The organism is Thiomonas sp. FB-6, assembly GCF_000377645.1.
In the GTDB taxonomy this organism is placed as follows: Bacteria; Pseudomonadota; Gammaproteobacteria; order Burkholderiales; family Burkholderiaceae_C; genus Thiomonas_A.
In genome coordinates this window covers 1-15355 of sequence record NZ_KB898524.1, presented here as the reverse complement: position 1 = coordinate 15355, position 15355 = coordinate 1, and the positions used below count along the sequence as shown (strand labels likewise).

The following is a 15355-nucleotide window of genomic DNA, read 5'->3' as shown; positions in this document are numbered from 1 at the left end:
GCCAGCGCGACCTCGTTGACCATGGGCGCCGACACCAGGAAGGAGAAGGTCACGCCCAGCGGTACGCCGGCGGTGAGAAAGCCGATGAACAGCGGCACCGCCGAGCAGGAGCAGAAGGGCGTGACGATGCCCAGCGCCGCGGCCAGCACGTTGCCGGCGCCCTGGCGCCTGCCGGCCAGCAACGCGCGGGTCTTCTCAGGCGTGAAAAAGCTCTGCAGCACGCCGACCGCGAACACGATCAGGGCCAGCAGCATCAAGACCTTGGGCACCTCGAACACCAGGAAGGCCAGCGCCGAGTACAGGTGGCTGCTGGCCGCAATGTGCAGGAGGCCGGCCAGCCAGCGGGTGAAGGCGGCGGTCGCCGGCTCCAGCATCCAGTACAGCGGGAACCAGGCGCCCACATACAGCAGCGCCGGCAGCCAGGCGCGCCAGGCGGCGGGGGAGGCGCCCTCGGAGGGGGGCGCGGTGGAAACAGGGGAGTTCATCGTGGCCTCGAATCAGGATCTCTCTGCTCCTGAAGACGAAGCAAGCCCGCAAAGGATGCAGCCCTCGTGGCCGCGCGCGCCAAGGCGTGCTCGGGCGCGCTCAGGCGCCGGCCGGGTCGCGGCCCTCAGCCGCCGTCCGGCCCGGCGTGGCAGCACACGCTGCCGTCGGGGTCGAAGCGCACTCCGCAGTGCTCGACCAGCGCGTCGCGCAGGCGCTTGCGCGCGCGCAGCAGCCGCGCCTTGGCCGCCGGCAGGCTCAATCCGGCGGCTTCGGCGTAGGCGCGCACGGTCAGCCCGTCCAGGTCGCAGCGCTGCACGATGTCGCGGTCCTCGGGGCCCAGCAGCGGCAGCTTGCGGGCGATGCAGGCGTCGAGGTCATCCACCGGCGCACGCTCGTCGGTCGGCGGTGCTGCCAGGTCGTCGGGGAGTTCGACAATGGGCCGTTGCAGGCGCCCCGCGTCGATCAGCGCGTTGCGCGCGACCTGGAACAGCCAGGCGCGCGGGTTGTCCAGGGCGCAAAAGCCCCCGCCCTGGCGCAGGGCCTTGACGAACACTTCCTGCAGCAGGTCCTGCGCGGCGTCGGCGTCGGACGCGTGGTGCGCGAGGAAGCCCAGCAGTTCGCCTTCGTGCGCCTGCCAGGCGCGCAGCACGCAATCGAAACCGGGCTCGCGCGGCTCGGACATGGCCTTCAGCAGCAGCGGCCGGGCTTGGCGCCCTGCGCGGGCGTGCAGCAGGCCGCAGCGGCCTGAAGCGTGCCCGCCGGGCCGCAGCAGCCGGCGGTCTGAGCGGCCTCGGCCGGACTGCGGCCGCCGCCGGCCTGGGGTGCCTCGGCCGGGGTGCAGCAGGCGGCCGCCGCGGCGCCGTGCCCGGCTTCCCGGAACACCGGGATGTCGCCCAGGGTGCGGTAGTGTTCCCAGGCGATGCCCTGCGGGTCGGTGACCCAGTGCTTCTCGCTGCGCGCATAGCAGCAGGTGGTGGCCCCCTCGTCGAGCAGCGCGGCGTCGGCGGCGCCGGCGCGCTGCTTCAGCTCGGCGAGCTCCTGCTCGGTATCGGCCTGGATGCCCAGGTGGTCGATGCCGGAACTGGCGCCACGGGTGGAGATGGCGAAGTTCAGCCGCGGGTCCTCGATCATCCACTTGGCGTAGTCGGACTCCACCCGCGTCGGCTCGGCCCCGAACAGCCGCGTGTAGAAGGCGATGCTCGCCGCCAGATCGTCGACGTGCGCATGCACGTGAAAGCGCTTCATGTCCCTGCTCCCTGTTTGGGTCTCTCTTGCTCGTACCAGCCGCGGGTGGCTCCCACCACGCGGACCACCAGCAGCATCACCGGCACCTCGATCAGCACGCCCACGACCGTGGCCAGCGCGGCACCCGACTGGAATCCGAACAGGCTGATGGCCGCGGCCACCGCCAGTTCGAAGAAGTTGCTCGCTCCGATCAGCGCCGAAGGGCAGGCGATGGCATGCTGCTCGCCCACCGCACGATTGAGCACGTAGGCCAGCCCGGAGTTGAACAACACCTGGATCAGGATGGGCACCGCCAGCAGCGCGATGACCAGCGGCTGCGCCTCGATGGCCGGCCCCTGGAAGGCGAACAGCAGTACCAGCGTGGCCAGCAGCGCCGCCATCGACCACGGGCCGATGCGCGCCAGCGCGGCGTCGAAGCTGGCCTGGCCGCGGCGCAGCAGCAGCGCGCGCCAGCCTTGCGCCAGCCCCAGCGGGACCACGATGTACATGAGCACCGAGAACAGCAAGGTCGCCCAGGGCACGTGGATGGCCGAGATGCCCAGCAGCAGCGCCACGATGGGGGCGAAGGCGAACACCATGATGGAATCGTTCAGCGCCACCTGCGACAAGGTGAACAGCGGATCGCCTCCGGACAGCCGGCTCCACACGAACACCATCGCGGTGCAGGGCGCGGCGGCCAGCAGGATCAGCCCGGCGATGTAGCTGTCGATCTGCGCGGCCGGCAGCCAGGGCGCGAACAGGTGGCGGATGAACACCCAGCCCAGCAGGGCCATCGAGAAGGGCTTGACCAGCCAGTTGACGAACAGGGTCACGCCGATGCCGCGCACATGCCGGCGCACTTCGTGCAGCGCGCCGAAGTCCACCTTCATCAGCATGGGGATGATCATCACCCAGATCAGCAGCCCCACGGGCAGGTTCACCTGTGCCAGCTCCAGCCGGCCCAGCCACTGGAAGGGGCCGGGCAGCAGCTGCCCGAGCCCGATGCCGGCGACGATGCACAGGAACACCCACAGCGTGAGCCAGCGCTCGAACAGGCTCATCGGCGCGCCGCCGGCCCGGCGGGCCACCACCTCGCATTGCGCGCTCATCAGACCGCTCCCAGGCCCAATGCCTCGCGCACCGCCGGCACCAGGCGGGCGCGGATATCGTCACGCACCCGCAGGAAGCTGTCCAGCGGCTCGCCGTGGGGGTCGTGGAACGGCAGGTGGATGCTCGGCACGGGCCGCGGGAATACCGGGCAGGCCTCGCGCGCGTTGTCACAGACGGTGACCACGAGGTCGAAGGGCTGGTCGATCAGGGTGTCGAGGTCCTTCGGGTACAGGCCCGCGGTGGGCAGCCCGGCCAGGCGCAGCGCCTCGATGGCGCCGTCGGCGACCGTGGGCTGCGGGCTGATGCCGGCCGAGCTCGCCAGCACGTGTCCGGCGAGATCCTGGTTCAGCAGCGCCTCGGCCATCTGCGAGCGGCAGGAGTTTCCGGTGCACAGCACCAGCACCTTGCGGATGCGATGGTTCATCGCGCTTGTCCTTCCAGAGGCGCCTCGCAGGCGCAATCGGATGGCGCGGCACCGATGGTCGAGGCCCCGGCACCCGGCATGCAGGGGTTGCCGCCGCAGCAATTGGCGGTGAGGAATCCCAGCAGCTCGTTCATCACCGGGAAGTCCGCCGCGTAGATCACGAAGCGGCCCTCCTGGCGCCTGCGCGCAAGCCCGACACGGCTGAGGTGCGCGAGGTGGAAGGACAGCGTGGGGGCCGGCAGGCCCAGCCTGTCGCCGATGGCCCCGGCATGCACGCCCTGGGGCCCGGCCTCGACGAGCACGCGATGGATGGACAGGCGCGACTCATGCCCGAGGGCGGCCAGCAATTCAGCTGCGTTCAAGGTTTCCATATTTCCATAATCGTGGAAATATGGAAACCTGTCAAGCGGCCCTGCGCCGCGGGCCCCGGCCCGCCGGCCAGGCCCCGCGCCTCAACCCGCCTGGAGTGCCTTATGCAAGGCCAGGCCGCCGAGCACCAGGAACATGAGCGCGGCGACCGCGTGCACCCAGCGGGTGGGCAGGCGATCCGCGAAGCGGTGCCCGAACAGCACGGCCGGCACGTTGGCCGCCAGCATGCCGAGAGTGGTGCCGGCGACCACGGGCAGCCACTCGCTGTAGCGCGCGGCCAGCGCGACGGTGGCCACCTGGGTCTTGTCACCCATCTCCGCCAGGAAAAACGAAGCCGCGGTGGCCAGGAACACGCCGCGCGCGCTGCGCCGGGGAAGCTCCTCGTCGTCCAGCTTGTCGGGCACCAGGATCCACAGGCCCATGAGCACGAAGGACAGCACCACGGCCCAGTCGAGCAGGCGCGGGCTGATCGCGTGCGCGAGCAGGTCGCCGGCGGCGGCGGCCAGGCCGTGGTTGGCCAGCGTGGCGGCCAGGATGCCGGCGATGATGGGCAGCGGCGCGCGGTAGCGCGCGGCCAGGAGCAGGGACAGCAGCTGGGTCTTGTCGCCGATCTCGGCGAGCGCGACCAGGGCGGTCGAGACGAGGAAGGGATGCATGCGCGAAGTTCCGATGGCGGGGCGGCGGCGATTCCCCGCTGCGCCCAGTGCGGGACGCCGCATGGTAAGCGCAGCGAACTGCGCGGACGGGCTCAGTGCGCGGCGCCGATCCGGGCTGGTATCGGAGGCGGGCACCGACTCGCCGCCTCTCCTTTGCCGATCGCCGTACCCCCCCCAAGCATTGCGCGCTTTCCCCGATCGGGAAATCACTGGTTACATGAACCGGGTATGTCCTTACGGTATGGAGGGTGTTGTTACGAGTCGGGCCACGAAACGGGGAAGGGCCGCGCCCGCGTTTCGTGTCGATCAGGCGGCCGCCGAAGGGGGAGGACTCTGCCATGACGGATTCGTTGCATCGAAGACAGGTGCTGAGCTTGCTGGGCGTGGGGGCCATGGCCTGGGCGGCGAGGCCCGCGCTGGCGGTGGTTTCCATGCAGGCCCACACGCCGCAGGACGCCTTCACCGGGCCGGGGGCCAACCCCTACTGGAACGGCGTGGGGCCCTATGTCACCTACCCGCAAAAGCTGCCGCTGCAGCGCCTCACCGACCGCCCCATCCAGCTGGAGACCCCGCGCCAGTACTTTCGCGAAGCCTTCACGCCCAATGCCGCGTTCTTCGTGCGCTACCACCTGCCGGTCACCCCCAACGAGGTGGACCTGGCCAGCTGGCGCCTGAGCCTGTCGGGAGCCTTCGCGCACCCGGTGGAGTTCTCGATGGATCAGCTGCTGCGGGAGTTCAAGCCGGTGACCGTCGCCGCGGTGAACCAGTGCTCGGGCAATTCGCGCAGCCGCTTCCAGCCTCGCGTGCCCGGCGGCCAGTGGGGCAACGGCGCCATGGGCAACGCCATGTGGACGGGCGTGCGCCTGCACGACCTGCTGGCGCGCGCCGGCCTCAAGCGCGAGGCCACGTGGATCCAGTTCGAGGGTCTCGACCGCGGTGTCGGTGCCGACGACAAGCCTTCCGGCCGCTTCATGAAGTCGCTGCCGGCGAACGACCCCTCGCTGGACCGCGCGGTGATCGCCTTCCTGATGAACGGCGAACCCCTGCCGATGCTCAATGGCTTTCCGGTGCGCATGGTCGTGCCCGGCAAGTTCGCCACCTACTGGACCAAGCACCTGAGCTTCATCCGGGCGCTGACCGGGGAGGACAACAACTTCTGGATGAACCCGGCCTACCGCATTCCCGACACCCCGGGAGGCGACACGACCCCGCAGGCCATGGCCTCCGGCAAGGTCAAGAGCGTGCCTATCGGCACCGTCGACATGCCCGTGCGCTCCTTCATCGTCGACCCGGACGGCAGCGTGCCTCTGATCCAGGGCATGCCGAGCCTGATCCGCGGCGTGGCCTTCAGCGGCCATGGCGCGGTGGTCAAGGTCGAGGTGTCCACCGACGGCGGAAGCACCTGGAGCCGAGCGCGCCTGGGCAAGGACCACGGCGCCTACTCCTTCCGCACCTACTCGCATGCCTGGACTCCGCGGGCAGCCGGCCGCTTCACGCTGGCCGTGCGCGCCACCGACAAGGCCGGCAACGTGCAGACGGACCACGGCGTGTGGAACCCCGGCGGCTATCTGTGGAATCGCATCGAGCGGCAGGACGTCACGGTCCTGAGCGCCTGACAGGAGCACCTGCCATGAAACTTCGAACGATTGCCCTGTGGACCCTGGCGCTGGCCGCCCCGATGGTCACCGCGCAGGAACGCCCCGGCCTGGTGTCGGCCGGAGACTATGCCGACGGCACCCTGGGCTCGGCGCAGCAACCCGCGCGCATGGACGTGCAGCCCGGCAGCGTCTACCGCGTGGGCAAGTGGCCGACCTACACCGCCGATCTGGCTCCCGGCAAGGGGCGCGATACCGTCGTGGGCAACTGCAGCATGTGCCACAGCGTGACCTACATCACCATGCAGCCGCCGCTGCCCGCCGCCACCTGGAAGGCCGAGGTGCACAAGATGATCGCCGTCATGGGCGCCCCGATCCAGCCGGCCACCGAGGAGGAGATCGTGTCCTACCTGCAGGAGCACTACACCCCGCAGACCCGCAAGCCTTGAGGGAGCCGTCATGGACGGCCCCGGGTGCCGCGACGGCCGGCACCCTTATCGCGCAGGGTTTCCGAAGCGCCAGTTGGACACGGACAGGCCGCCGAAGAACTCGTCCTCGTGGTAGCTGCGCGAGGCGGCTTCCTGCTCCGCGGCGCCCACGGCCACCATCAGCGGGAGCAGGTGTTCCTCGCGTGGGTGGGCCTGGCGCGCCGCGGGGGCCTGCTCCCAGGCCACGAGGGCGGCCGAGCGCGCCGCACCTGCATTCGCCAGCGAGACCTCGAGCCAGCGGTCGAAGGCTGCGGAGGCCTGCCGGCCCGCCGGGCCGAAGGCGCGCAGGTTGTGATAGCTCAGCCCGCTGCCGATGATCAGCACGCCGTCGTCCCGCAACGGTGCAAGGGCCCGGCCCAGCGCCAGATGCTCCTGCGGGTCCAGGCCACGTCGCAGCGAAAGCTGCATCGTGGGCATGTCGGCCTGGGGGTAGATCACGGCCATGGGGGCATACATTCCGTGGTCGAAACCTCGTTCGCGGTCCTCGGCCACCGCGATGCCGTCCGCCCGCAGCAATTCCTGCACGCGGTGCGCGAGTTCCGGCGCACCCGGCGCCGCATAGCGAATGCCGTAGGTGTAGTCCGGGAATCCGCCATAGTCGTAGATCATGCCCGGCGCCGGATGCGACTGGGCCGTGAACACCGGTTCCTCCCAATGGGCGGAGACCATCAGCACCGCACGCGGCCGCGCCCCGAGCTCTTCGGGCAGGCGGCCCAGCGCGGCGGCCAACTGGTCGTAGGCGCCGTTCCACTCCTCCTTCATCCACGGCCAGGGGCCGCCGCCGTGCGACAGGAACAAGGTCGGAAATCTCATGGCAATGCTCTCCTTGGCAATTCCTGCGTTGCGCTCGCCGCAGCCCCGGGCACTCAGACCTGACGAGCCACGGCAGGCCGAAGGGCCAGGGCCCCGTCCCCGAGCAGACTCAGCACGACCAGCGCTACCGCCCAGAACGCAGGATATTCCCAGCCGCCGCCCTTGTTGGTGAACAGCCACCCGTTGGCGCCGTGCACCATCACGATGGTGCCGAACATTTCCAGCGCCAGCGGAATGGCCACCCAGGGAGCGTAGATGCCCAGCACCAGCGCGAGGCCCCCGAAGGCCTCCAGGGCGATGGTGCCGTAGGCCATGACCGCCGGCAGGTGCAGCGACGCGAAGTAGGAGACGAAGCCGGGAATGGTGAACACGAACACCTTCAGGGCGACGTGGGCCAGGAACAGGATGCCCAGGCTCACGCGCAGCAGCGTGATGCCGTAAGGGGCGGTGGATGAACGGATCATGGTGGGCTCCGAGGGAGGTTGAGGGGGCGCAAGCCGAACTCATGCTGCCGGTGCCGCGAGTTGCAAGCGGCCCATGAGCTGCAATGTAGCCCCTCGTTTGCAGCAAAAAAAGGCGATACTTGGCAATGCACTATTGCCATTGGCGCAATAACATGGACGCACCATGGATCTGTTCGCGGCAACCCGGGTGTTCGTGCAGGTGGTGGACTCGGGCGGCTTCGCGCGGGCCGCCGAGGTGCTGGATGTGTCCAACGCGGTGGTCACACGCCAGGTCGCCGCGCTCGAGCGCCATCTGGGGGCCCGCCTGCTCAACCGCACGACGCGGCGCATGTCGCTGACCGACGCCGGGGAGGAGTTCTACGGCCGCGCCCGCTCCATCCTGGAGCAAGTCGCCGAGGCCGAAGCCGTGGCCTCGCAAGGCACGCGCAGCCCCGTGGGGCTGCTGCGCATCTCGGCGCCACTGTCGTACGGAATCTCGCACCTGGCCCCGGTGCTGGCCCGCTTTCGCCAGCGTTACCCGCAACTGCGCCTGGACGTGGACCTCAGCGACCGCCTGGTCGACCTCGCCAACGAAGGTATCGACGTGGCGCTGCGCATCGCCACCCGGCTCGACCCCGGCATCGTCTCGCGGCGCATCGCCACGCTGGACGCCGTGGTCTGCGCCTCTCCCGGCTATCTGCGCAAGCGCGGCCGGCCGCGCAAGCCGGCGGAACTCGCGGGGCACGACACGCTGGGCTTCAGCTACCTGGGGGCCGGCGACGAATGGCCGTTCACGGCCCCCGACGGCAGCCGCGAGAAGGTTCGCGTCCACCCCGAGGTGCACTCCAGCAACGGCGAGCTGTTGCGTGACCTGGCGATCGCCGGCGGCGGCGTGATCCTGCAGCCGCGGTTCATCGTCGAGGAGGCCCTGCAAAGGGGCGCCCTGGTGCCCATCCTGGAGTCCTACCGCACGCTCGAGCTGAAGCTGCATGCCGTGTACCTCAGCCAGCGCTTCCTGCCGAGCAAGGTCAGGGTGTTCATCGATTTCCTGGTCGACTCCCTGGGGAGCGCGAAGACACCATGAGTGACGAGATCGACGACATCGACGACACCGACGCCAGGGCGCGAGCCACCTGGCTGCGGGCGCGCCAGGACCGGGGCGGGTCCGTCACGGCGCTGGAGTTCGCAGACGCCGTCTCGGCCGTCGCCGTCGGCGCGCGCTCCGAGCCCGAGCGGGTGATCCGGCTGCATCTCGGCCTGGGCGATCTGGCGCGCAAGTACTTCCAGGCCGCACGGCCCGGCGAGAGCGCGATCGAGGCGGCGATCGCCGAGGTGGAGGACGTGATCATGCCCCTGCGTCCCCTCGTGCCACGCGATTCGCGATGCGTGACGGGAGATCCGCGCGTGATGCGCATCGCCGAGGTGCTGCAGGCCCCGTCCGAGCCCTGGATTCTGGGCACCGATGGGGTGGAGCAGGGTTTCAACCGCTGGGTCTCCATCGCCCTCGGCAGGCCTGCCACCCAGGACACGATCCCGATGGATCCCGAGTTCGCCGCCAGTCTGCTGGTGCTACGGGAGTGGCTGCATCACCTCGGGTTCGCGAACATCCAAGTCCTTCGGTCGCGCGCGTAGGACCGGGTGAGCGGGTCCGTGGCGGCCGCAAGGCTCCGGCGAGCGCCGCCTCGCTAAGCGTCCTCGTCGGGTTGATGGTGCTAGCCGGCTGGCCGGCGACCGGCCGTGGCTACCGGCTGCGCACGTCGAGCGATGCCGCGCATGCCCCGGTGATGCCGTGGGCGATGAAACGCAGCAGCAGGTCCGCCGCATGGCGCCTTGGCTCGGCGTCGCTTCCAGGCGCAAGGCGCTGGATGCGATCATCGGTCACGTGATGGATCAGCGCGCCGAGCGCGAACTGATAACACCAGGCGACCGTCGTCCGCTGGACCCCGGGTTGCGCCCTTGTCAGCGCATCGATGAAGGCCGTGGCAAGCGGATCGAAGAGTTCCTCGATGATCGGGCGGTCTTCCTCGAGTTGTTCGCTCATGCCGCGAGCGAGCAGCCGCAGGAAGGTATGCCCGTCCGCGGATTGGTCCAGGGCGAGCACCGGCAGCACGAAGGCCTTGACGATCTCGGTCAGGAGTTCATCGGGCGCGGCCTGCGCCTGGGCCTGCGCCAGCCCCTGCAGGCGCGCCTGCAGGTAGGCGGCGTGCTCGCGGAAGATCGTGTGATACAGCTCCAGCTTGGGGCCGAAGTAATAGCCGACCAGCGCGAGCGGAACACCGGCCGCCTGCGCGATGTCGCGGATGGACACACCATGGAACCCGCGCTCGGCGAACAGCCGCTGGGCCGCTTGCAGGATCGCGCCGCGCCGGTCCGCCTGCGGCCGAAGCGCAGGCGCGCCGGCCCCGGCCGCCTTGCGCGTCGGCTTCGTGGTTGCGCTCGAAGGGTTCATCGTGATGGATCCTGAAGGGCAGGGGTCGCGGCGCCCCGGCGCGTGGGGCGTCCCACCCTGATCGGTTCATTGTACGGTCGTGCAACCCGGGCCCGGCCGAGACGTCCGCGCGGGAAAACCCCGTGTTGATTTGTACGATCGTGCAAATAATATTGCACGAACGTACAACACGCTTGCCGGCACGGCGGGCCATTCGATCCGGGGATCGCGTGGCAGACCGCCAACGTGGTGCCGGCCAGCCTTCGGAGACGCACCATGGACAATTCCAAGCACTATGAGCGACGGCTAGTCGCCATCATGTTCCTCACCTGGGGAACCGTTTTTCTCGATCGCATGAGTCAGCTCTATCTGGCGCCGTACTTCGCAGTCGACCTGCGCCTCGGGCCGGAGGCCATCGGCGCGCTGGCCGCTGCGCTGGCCATCGCCTGGGCGCTTTCATCTCTGGTGTTCGGCGCGGTCTCGGATCGGGTGGGCCGCAGGCCCGTGCTGATCCCCATGGTCGTCATCTTCTCGCTGCTTTCGTGGGTGAGCGGTCTGGCTCGCAATTTCCAGCAGATGCTGGTCTCGCGCGCGCTCATGGGGGTGGCCGAAGGGCCGTGCTGGTCGGTCATGAACGCGGTGGTCGAGGAGTCCTCGCATCCCCAGCGGCGGGGCCGCAACGTGGGCATCGTCGTCAGCGCCGCGGCCGCGATCGGGCTGGCCCTGGCGCCGGTCCTGAGCACCCAGGTGGCAGCCCGCTTCGGCTGGCGCGTCGCCTTTTTCGTCTCCGGCATCCCGGGACTGATCCTGGCCCTGGTGATCTGGAAGTTCATCAAGGAGCCGTCGGAGCTCGCGCCCTCCGGTGCCGCCGCGGCGCACGATCACGCGCGTCGCCTGAGCTTCAAGGACCTGCTGCAGGTTTTCCGCTACCGCAACGTATGGCTGTGCTGCCTGGGCAACGCCGGCTTCGTGGCCTGGTTGATCCTGCAGAACGCCTTCGGTCCGCTGTACATCACCAGCGTGGCGCATCAGGCGCCGACGACGGCCGGCTTCCTGCTGGGGGCCGCGGGCGTGGGTAGCTTCGTCGTGGGCATGATCTTCCCGATGCTGTCGGACCGTGTCGGCCGCAAGCCGGTGATCCTGCTCGCGTCGGCGCTGTCGATCGTGCTGCCCCTGGCCATGGCCTATCTCCCGCTGTACAGGCACCTGTGGTTGCTGGCCGCGATCCTCGCATGCACCCAGGGCGGGCAGGCGATGGCCGCGTTGCTGATGGTGCTGGTGCCCACGGAAGCGGTTCCGCGTGCGCTTGCCGCGACCGCCATCGGGCTCGTCACCCTGTTCGGCGAGGCCTTCGGTTCCGTGGCCGCCCCGGCCGTCGCGGGCGCCCTGGCCAAGGCGCACGGCCTGGCGATTCCGCTGTACATGGCGGCGGGCGGGGCCGCGCTGGCATTCGCCGCCAGCCTGTTTCTTTCCGAGAAGCTTCCGGCGCGCAGCGAACAGCTCGCCGCCGTGGCCTGAACCCTGGATCCCGACGCCGAGCATGCCATGAGCGCTGCGCACGGCCGCCCCGAAGGAGCGCTCAACTCCCTCGGGGAGTTGAGCGCAGCGAGGAGGGTAAACCCATGAACCGCCACCTTGTCGACCTCTCGATCTACCTGGAGAACGATGTCCTCTCCGACCCGCCCCCGCTGGCACCGCGCATTCGCTACATGAGCCACCACGAGACGGTCGACGAGTTTGTCTCCCTGCTGCCCGGAACGACGCGGGAGGACTTCCCGGACGGAGAAGCCGCCGCCGTCGAATGGGTGACCATGACGACCCATAGCGGCACGCATCTCGATGCCCCGTATCACTTCCACTCGACCATGGATGCGAAGCTCGGGCAGCCCAGGCCGTCCATGACGATCGACCAGGTTCCGCTCGAATGGTGCTTCCAGCCGGGCGTGAAGCTGGATTTCCGGCATCTGCCGGACGGCCACGTGGTCGGCGCCGCCGAGGTCGAGGCGGAACTCGCGCGCATCGGGCACGAGCTGAGCCCGCTGGAGATCGTTCTTGTCAATACCCGGGCGGGCCGGCGCTACGGAAGCGCGGACTATGTCGATGCCGGATGCGGCATGGGCTACGAGGCGACGATGTACCTGCTCGAGCGTGGCGTGCGGCTGACGGGAACCGACGCCTGGAGCTGGGATGCGCCGTTCTCGCACACGGCGGCCGACATCGCCCGCACCGGTGACAAGTCGCTGATCTGGGAAGGCCACAAGGCCGGGCGGCACATCGGCTACTGCCACCTGGAAAAGCTGCACAACCTCGAGGCGCTGCCGCCCTCGGGTTTCTACGTGAGCTGCTTTCCGCACAAGGTTCGCGGCGCGTCGGCGGGCTGGACGCGCGCAGTGGCCATCTTCGATGCGGCCCTGTTCGCCGTCCCCGAGGCGAAGCAGTCATGAAACTGGCGACCCTGCCCGGCGGCGGTGCCGACGGCCGACTGGTCGTGGTGTCCCGGGACCTGCGTCGCGCGGTCTCGGTCGGGGGCCTGGCCGCGTCCATGCTCGACGCGGTGACGCGCTGGGCCGAGATCGCCGAGCCGCTCGCCGAACTGCAGGAGGATCTTGAATCGGGTCCTTGCGCCGGAGCCTTCGATTTCGATGCCGGAGCCTGTCTGGCACCTTTGCCGCGGACCTGGCAATGGCTGGACGGCTCGGCCTTCCTGCACCACGGACGCCTGATGGAACGGGCCTTTCGCACCCCGCCGATTCCCGATTTCGACACCGTGCCGCTGCTGTACCAGGGTGCCGGCGACGACCTGCTCGGGCCCTGCGTCGACGTCGCATTCGCGGACCCGGCCCACGGCATCGACTTCGAGGGGGAATTCGGCGTCGTGGTCGACGAGGTGCCGATGGGCGTCAGCGCGGACGAGGCGCTGGGCCACGTGCTGTTGTGCGTGCAGCTCAACGACTGGAGCCTGCGCACGCTCGGCGCGCGCGAAATGCGGACCGGCTTCGGTTTCCTGCAGGCCAAGCCCTCCACCAGCTTCGCTCCGGTCGCGCTCACGCCGGGCGAGCTTGGCAGCGCCTGGCGCCATGGCCGCATGGCCCTGGAGCTGCACGTGCAATGGAACCAGCAGCCTTTCGGAAAGCCCTCGGGCGCCGAGATGCACTTCCACTTCGGCCAGCTAATCGCCCATGCGGCAGCCACCCGCCGATTGTCCGCGGGGACCATTATCGGCTCCGGAACGGTCTCGAACGCCGATCCGGCCAGCGGCTCGGCGTGCATCGCCGAACGCCGCGTGCTCGAGATCCTGCAAGATGGAGGCCCGAAGACCCGCTACATGGCTTTCGGCGACCGGGTGCGCATGGAGGCGCGTCATCCTCTGGGAGCAGAGGCCCCGTTCGGGGCCATCGATCAACGCATCGTTCGCGCGAGCTGATAACGCATCCGCGTCGCGCTCGTCGTCGGCGAGCTGGTACTTCAGGGTGAAGGTGTATTCCATCGCGCTACACCTTGGGATCGCCGTCGGCCTGGCGCTGCCTGCGGTGCGCGGTGCAGTTGTCTACGACGCGTCGCAGTGCGCGAGCGCGGTTGCCGGGGTTCTTCGGCGTGCCTGAGGGCTCCCTCCACCTCCCTTTTTGGATGAAGAGAACGGACCATCAGGGGTCGCCAGGTTGAGCATGTTCGCCAAGCTTGTCAAATGACAACCTTCGGCCGTTTCAGGCCACCGCACGCCATGCCGGCGCCGCCACTGAGGTCGGTGTCTACCGAACCGGCAGCAGTCCAGGCGCCACGCAACGACTGGTGGTCGGTCTTTGCCGCCGTTCACGCGCCGAGCGCAAGAGGCAGCAGTCGACCCCTTTGCGGATCGTCGCTTGGCTCGAGATCATGCGGCCGATTCGGAGTTGAGGTCCGATCTCGAAGAGAAGCACGGTGTAGGCTGGAACGGGGTCGGGGACATTGCGCGAGTGTAGTTTTTCGACTACATTGCTGCCATGCTCGAACTCCGGCAAACGAGCGCCTTCCGGAAGTGGTGGGGCAAGCTGCGTGACGCGCGAGCGCGCGCCCTTGTCGCTGCGCGATTGAACCGATTGGCCTATGGCTTGGCTGGCGACGTCGCACCGGTCGGGGACGGAATCAGCGAACTTCGGATCCACTATGGACCCGGTTACCGCGTGTATTTCCAGCAGCGAGGCACGACGCTGGTGATCCTGCTCTGTGGCGGGGACAAAAGCTCGCAAGCGCGGGATATCGAGACCGCGAAGCGTCTGGCGCGTGAGGGGAGTGAAGACAGATGAACGATCGATTGACGAATTTCGATCCGGCAGAACTGCTGGATTCGGACGAGACCATTGCGGCCTTCATGGCCGATGCGTTCGAGTCCGGTGACGCCGGCTACATCGCTCAGGCTCTGGGCGTCGTGGCGCGAGCACGGGGCATGAGCGAGATCGCGCATGAAACCGGGCTGTCGCGGGAACAGCTCTACCGATCATTCAGTGCCCGCGGCAATCCAACCCTGAAGACAACCTTGGCGGTGATGAAGGCACTGCACATCGAGCTGACGGCCAAGCCCGCGCAGACATGACACCGCGACCGGAGTCGTCGTCTGGAAGGCAGCGTCAAACTGCTCCTGACGGGCCGCTTCTGGCTTGCAACGGACGCTGCTGAAAACAGGCCCGGTGACCGCTTCGGCCGAGCTGCGGAGTTTGGCCTGCGCCCATTTCCCGCCGAGGCGCCTCCCCTCACTGAATGACCGCATCGCCGCCGCGATGACGGGCTGTTCCTGGCCCATACGCGCTGCCTGGGATTCCGAGAGGCCGGGGAGGGGAGCGGCCACCTCGGAGGCGAACCGGACTTCGGCGCGCCGGCCAAGCCCGTGGCTCCGCGGAACACGTCCACAATATTGCCGGCGTTCATTCGTCTACCTGTCATGGACGCCGTTTCCTCCCCGCTGCCTCCGGCTCACTTCTCCATGCCCGCCGACGCCCCGCGCTTCACCGAAGTCGTCAAGCGCGAACGTTCGCGGCTGGGGGACTTCATCCGCCGCCGCGTGCGCGATACGGCGGAGGCCGAGGACATCCTGCAGGACGTGTTGTTCGAGTTCTACCTGAGCGCCGATGCGGTCGAGCAGGTCGGCGCCTGGCTGTTTCGGGTGGCCAGGAATCGCATCATCGACCGTGCGCGCAAGACGAAGGAAGAGCCGCTGCCGGTCGCCGATGACGACGATGGCCGCAGCTGGCTCGAAGAGAACCTGCCGGACCCTTCCGCAGGACCTGATGCGGCCTATGCCCGCTCCGTGTTGCTCGCTTCCATCCAAGCCGCGCTGCAAACGCT

Annotated in this window: 20 protein-coding genes; 10 read left to right on the top strand and 10 right to left on the bottom strand. The window is 68.9% G+C overall.

All coding sequences use genetic code 11. The features are described 5' to 3' along the window. The 7 genes from D466_RS0119395 to D466_RS0119365 form a co-directional block, all read right to left on the bottom strand. Positions 1 to 485, bottom strand: a 485-nt coding sequence (locus tag D466_RS0119395) for a permease (RefSeq protein ID WP_018915345.1), incomplete at its 3' end; no start/stop codon positions are given. 125 nt (positions 486 to 610) lie between these two features. Next, on the bottom strand, positions 611 to 1168 hold the full coding sequence (locus D466_RS0119390) for a sigma-70 family RNA polymerase sigma factor (RefSeq protein ID WP_018915344.1): 558 nt from the start codon (positions 1166 to 1168) through the stop codon (positions 611 to 613). A 5-nt stretch (positions 1169 to 1173) separates the two neighbouring features. After that, positions 1174 to 1731, bottom strand: a complete 558-nt coding sequence (locus D466_RS22485; RefSeq protein WP_018915343.1) for an ArsI/CadI family heavy metal resistance metalloenzyme — start codon at positions 1729 to 1731, stop codon at positions 1174 to 1176. After that, complete coding sequence (arsB, locus tag D466_RS0119380; protein WP_018915342.1) at positions 1728 to 2819, bottom strand: ACR3 family arsenite efflux transporter; 1092 nt, start codon at positions 2817 to 2819, stop codon at positions 1728 to 1730. The genes D466_RS22485 and arsB overlap by 4 nt, the downstream gene beginning before the upstream one ends. Beyond that, a complete protein-coding gene (locus D466_RS0119375; protein WP_018915341.1) occupies positions 2819 to 3244 on the bottom strand; it encodes an arsenate reductase ArsC in 426 nt (141 codons plus the stop codon). The genes arsB and D466_RS0119375 overlap by 1 nt, the downstream gene beginning before the upstream one ends. Next, on the bottom strand, positions 3241 to 3615 hold the full coding sequence (locus D466_RS22480) for a helix-turn-helix transcriptional regulator (protein ID WP_038167015.1): 375 nt from the start codon (positions 3613 to 3615) through the stop codon (positions 3241 to 3243). The genes D466_RS0119375 and D466_RS22480 overlap by 4 nt, the downstream gene beginning before the upstream one ends. Positions 3616 to 3696: 81 nt before the next feature. Then, on the bottom strand, positions 3697 to 4269 hold the full coding sequence (locus D466_RS0119365) for a TMEM165/GDT1 family protein (protein ID WP_018915339.1): 573 nt from the start codon (positions 4267 to 4269) through the stop codon (positions 3697 to 3699). A gap of 338 nt (positions 4270 to 4607) precedes the next feature. Here D466_RS0119365 and D466_RS0119360 point away from each other — a divergent pair, with 338 nt between their 5' ends. Beyond that, a complete protein-coding gene (locus tag D466_RS0119360; protein WP_026285505.1) occupies positions 4608 to 5885 on the top strand; it encodes a molybdopterin-dependent oxidoreductase in 1278 nt (425 codons plus the stop codon). Between the two features lie 14 nt (positions 5886 to 5899). Beyond that, positions 5900 to 6313, top strand: a complete 414-nt coding sequence (locus D466_RS0119355; protein ID WP_018915337.1) for a hypothetical protein — start codon at positions 5900 to 5902, stop codon at positions 6311 to 6313. Positions 6314 to 6358: 45 nt separating this feature from the next. Here the strand turns inward: D466_RS0119355 and D466_RS0119350 are convergent, their stop codons facing one another. Further along, entirely contained in the window at positions 6359 to 7165 is an 807-nt protein-coding gene (locus D466_RS0119350) for a class III extradiol ring-cleavage dioxygenase (protein WP_018915336.1), read from the bottom strand. Between the two features lie 53 nt (positions 7166 to 7218). Beyond that, a complete protein-coding gene (locus D466_RS0119345; RefSeq protein ID WP_018915335.1) occupies positions 7219 to 7629 on the bottom strand; it encodes a DoxX family protein in 411 nt (136 codons plus the stop codon). A 163-nt stretch (positions 7630 to 7792) separates the two neighbouring features. Here D466_RS0119345 and D466_RS0119340 point away from each other — a divergent pair, with 163 nt between their 5' ends. After that, positions 7793 to 8692, top strand: a complete 900-nt coding sequence (locus D466_RS0119340; RefSeq protein ID WP_018915334.1) for a LysR family transcriptional regulator — start codon at positions 7793 to 7795, stop codon at positions 8690 to 8692. After that, positions 8689 to 9240 (top strand): hypothetical protein, encoded by a 552-nt coding sequence (locus D466_RS23025; protein WP_018915333.1) that lies wholly within the window; start codon positions 8689 to 8691, stop codon positions 9238 to 9240. Before D466_RS0119340 ends, D466_RS23025 begins: the two co-directional genes overlap by 4 nt. Positions 9241 to 9349: 109 nt before the next feature. On the opposite strand, the gene D466_RS25050 is transcribed toward D466_RS23025, so the two are convergent. Then, complete coding sequence (locus D466_RS25050; RefSeq protein WP_018915332.1) at positions 9350 to 10057, bottom strand: TetR/AcrR family transcriptional regulator; 708 nt, start codon at positions 10055 to 10057, stop codon at positions 9350 to 9352. Positions 10058 to 10312: 255 nt separating this feature from the next. Between D466_RS25050 and D466_RS0119325 the strand changes: the two genes are divergently transcribed. The 6 genes from D466_RS0119325 to D466_RS0119305 all read left to right on the top strand — a co-directional run. Further along, on the top strand, positions 10313 to 11554 hold the full coding sequence (locus D466_RS0119325; protein ID WP_018915331.1) for an MFS transporter: 1242 nt from the start codon (positions 10313 to 10315) through the stop codon (positions 11552 to 11554). Between the two features lie 104 nt (positions 11555 to 11658). Beyond that, positions 11659 to 12480 carry a cyclase family protein gene (locus tag D466_RS0119320; RefSeq protein ID WP_018915330.1) on the top strand — a complete coding sequence of 274 codons (822 nt, stop codon included), beginning with the start codon at positions 11659 to 11661 and terminating at the stop codon, positions 12478 to 12480. Next, positions 12477 to 13460: a fumarylacetoacetate hydrolase family protein gene (locus D466_RS0119315; protein ID WP_018915329.1), complete on the top strand. Its 984-nt coding sequence runs from the start codon at positions 12477 to 12479 to the stop codon at positions 13458 to 13460. Before D466_RS0119320 ends, D466_RS0119315 begins: the two co-directional genes overlap by 4 nt. Positions 13461 to 14016: 556 nt before the next feature. After that, entirely contained in the window at positions 14017 to 14319 is a 303-nt protein-coding gene (locus D466_RS23655; protein WP_081630062.1) for a type II toxin-antitoxin system RelE/ParE family toxin, read from the top strand. After that, positions 14316 to 14606, top strand: a complete 291-nt coding sequence (locus D466_RS0119310) for an addiction module antidote protein (RefSeq protein WP_026285503.1) — start codon at positions 14316 to 14318, stop codon at positions 14604 to 14606. Before D466_RS23655 ends, D466_RS0119310 begins: the two co-directional genes overlap by 4 nt. A gap of 345 nt (positions 14607 to 14951) precedes the next feature. Continuing rightward, positions 14952 to 15355 (top strand): RNA polymerase sigma factor (locus D466_RS0119305; RefSeq protein WP_369759465.1); only part of this gene is annotated, 404 nt, incomplete at its 3' end.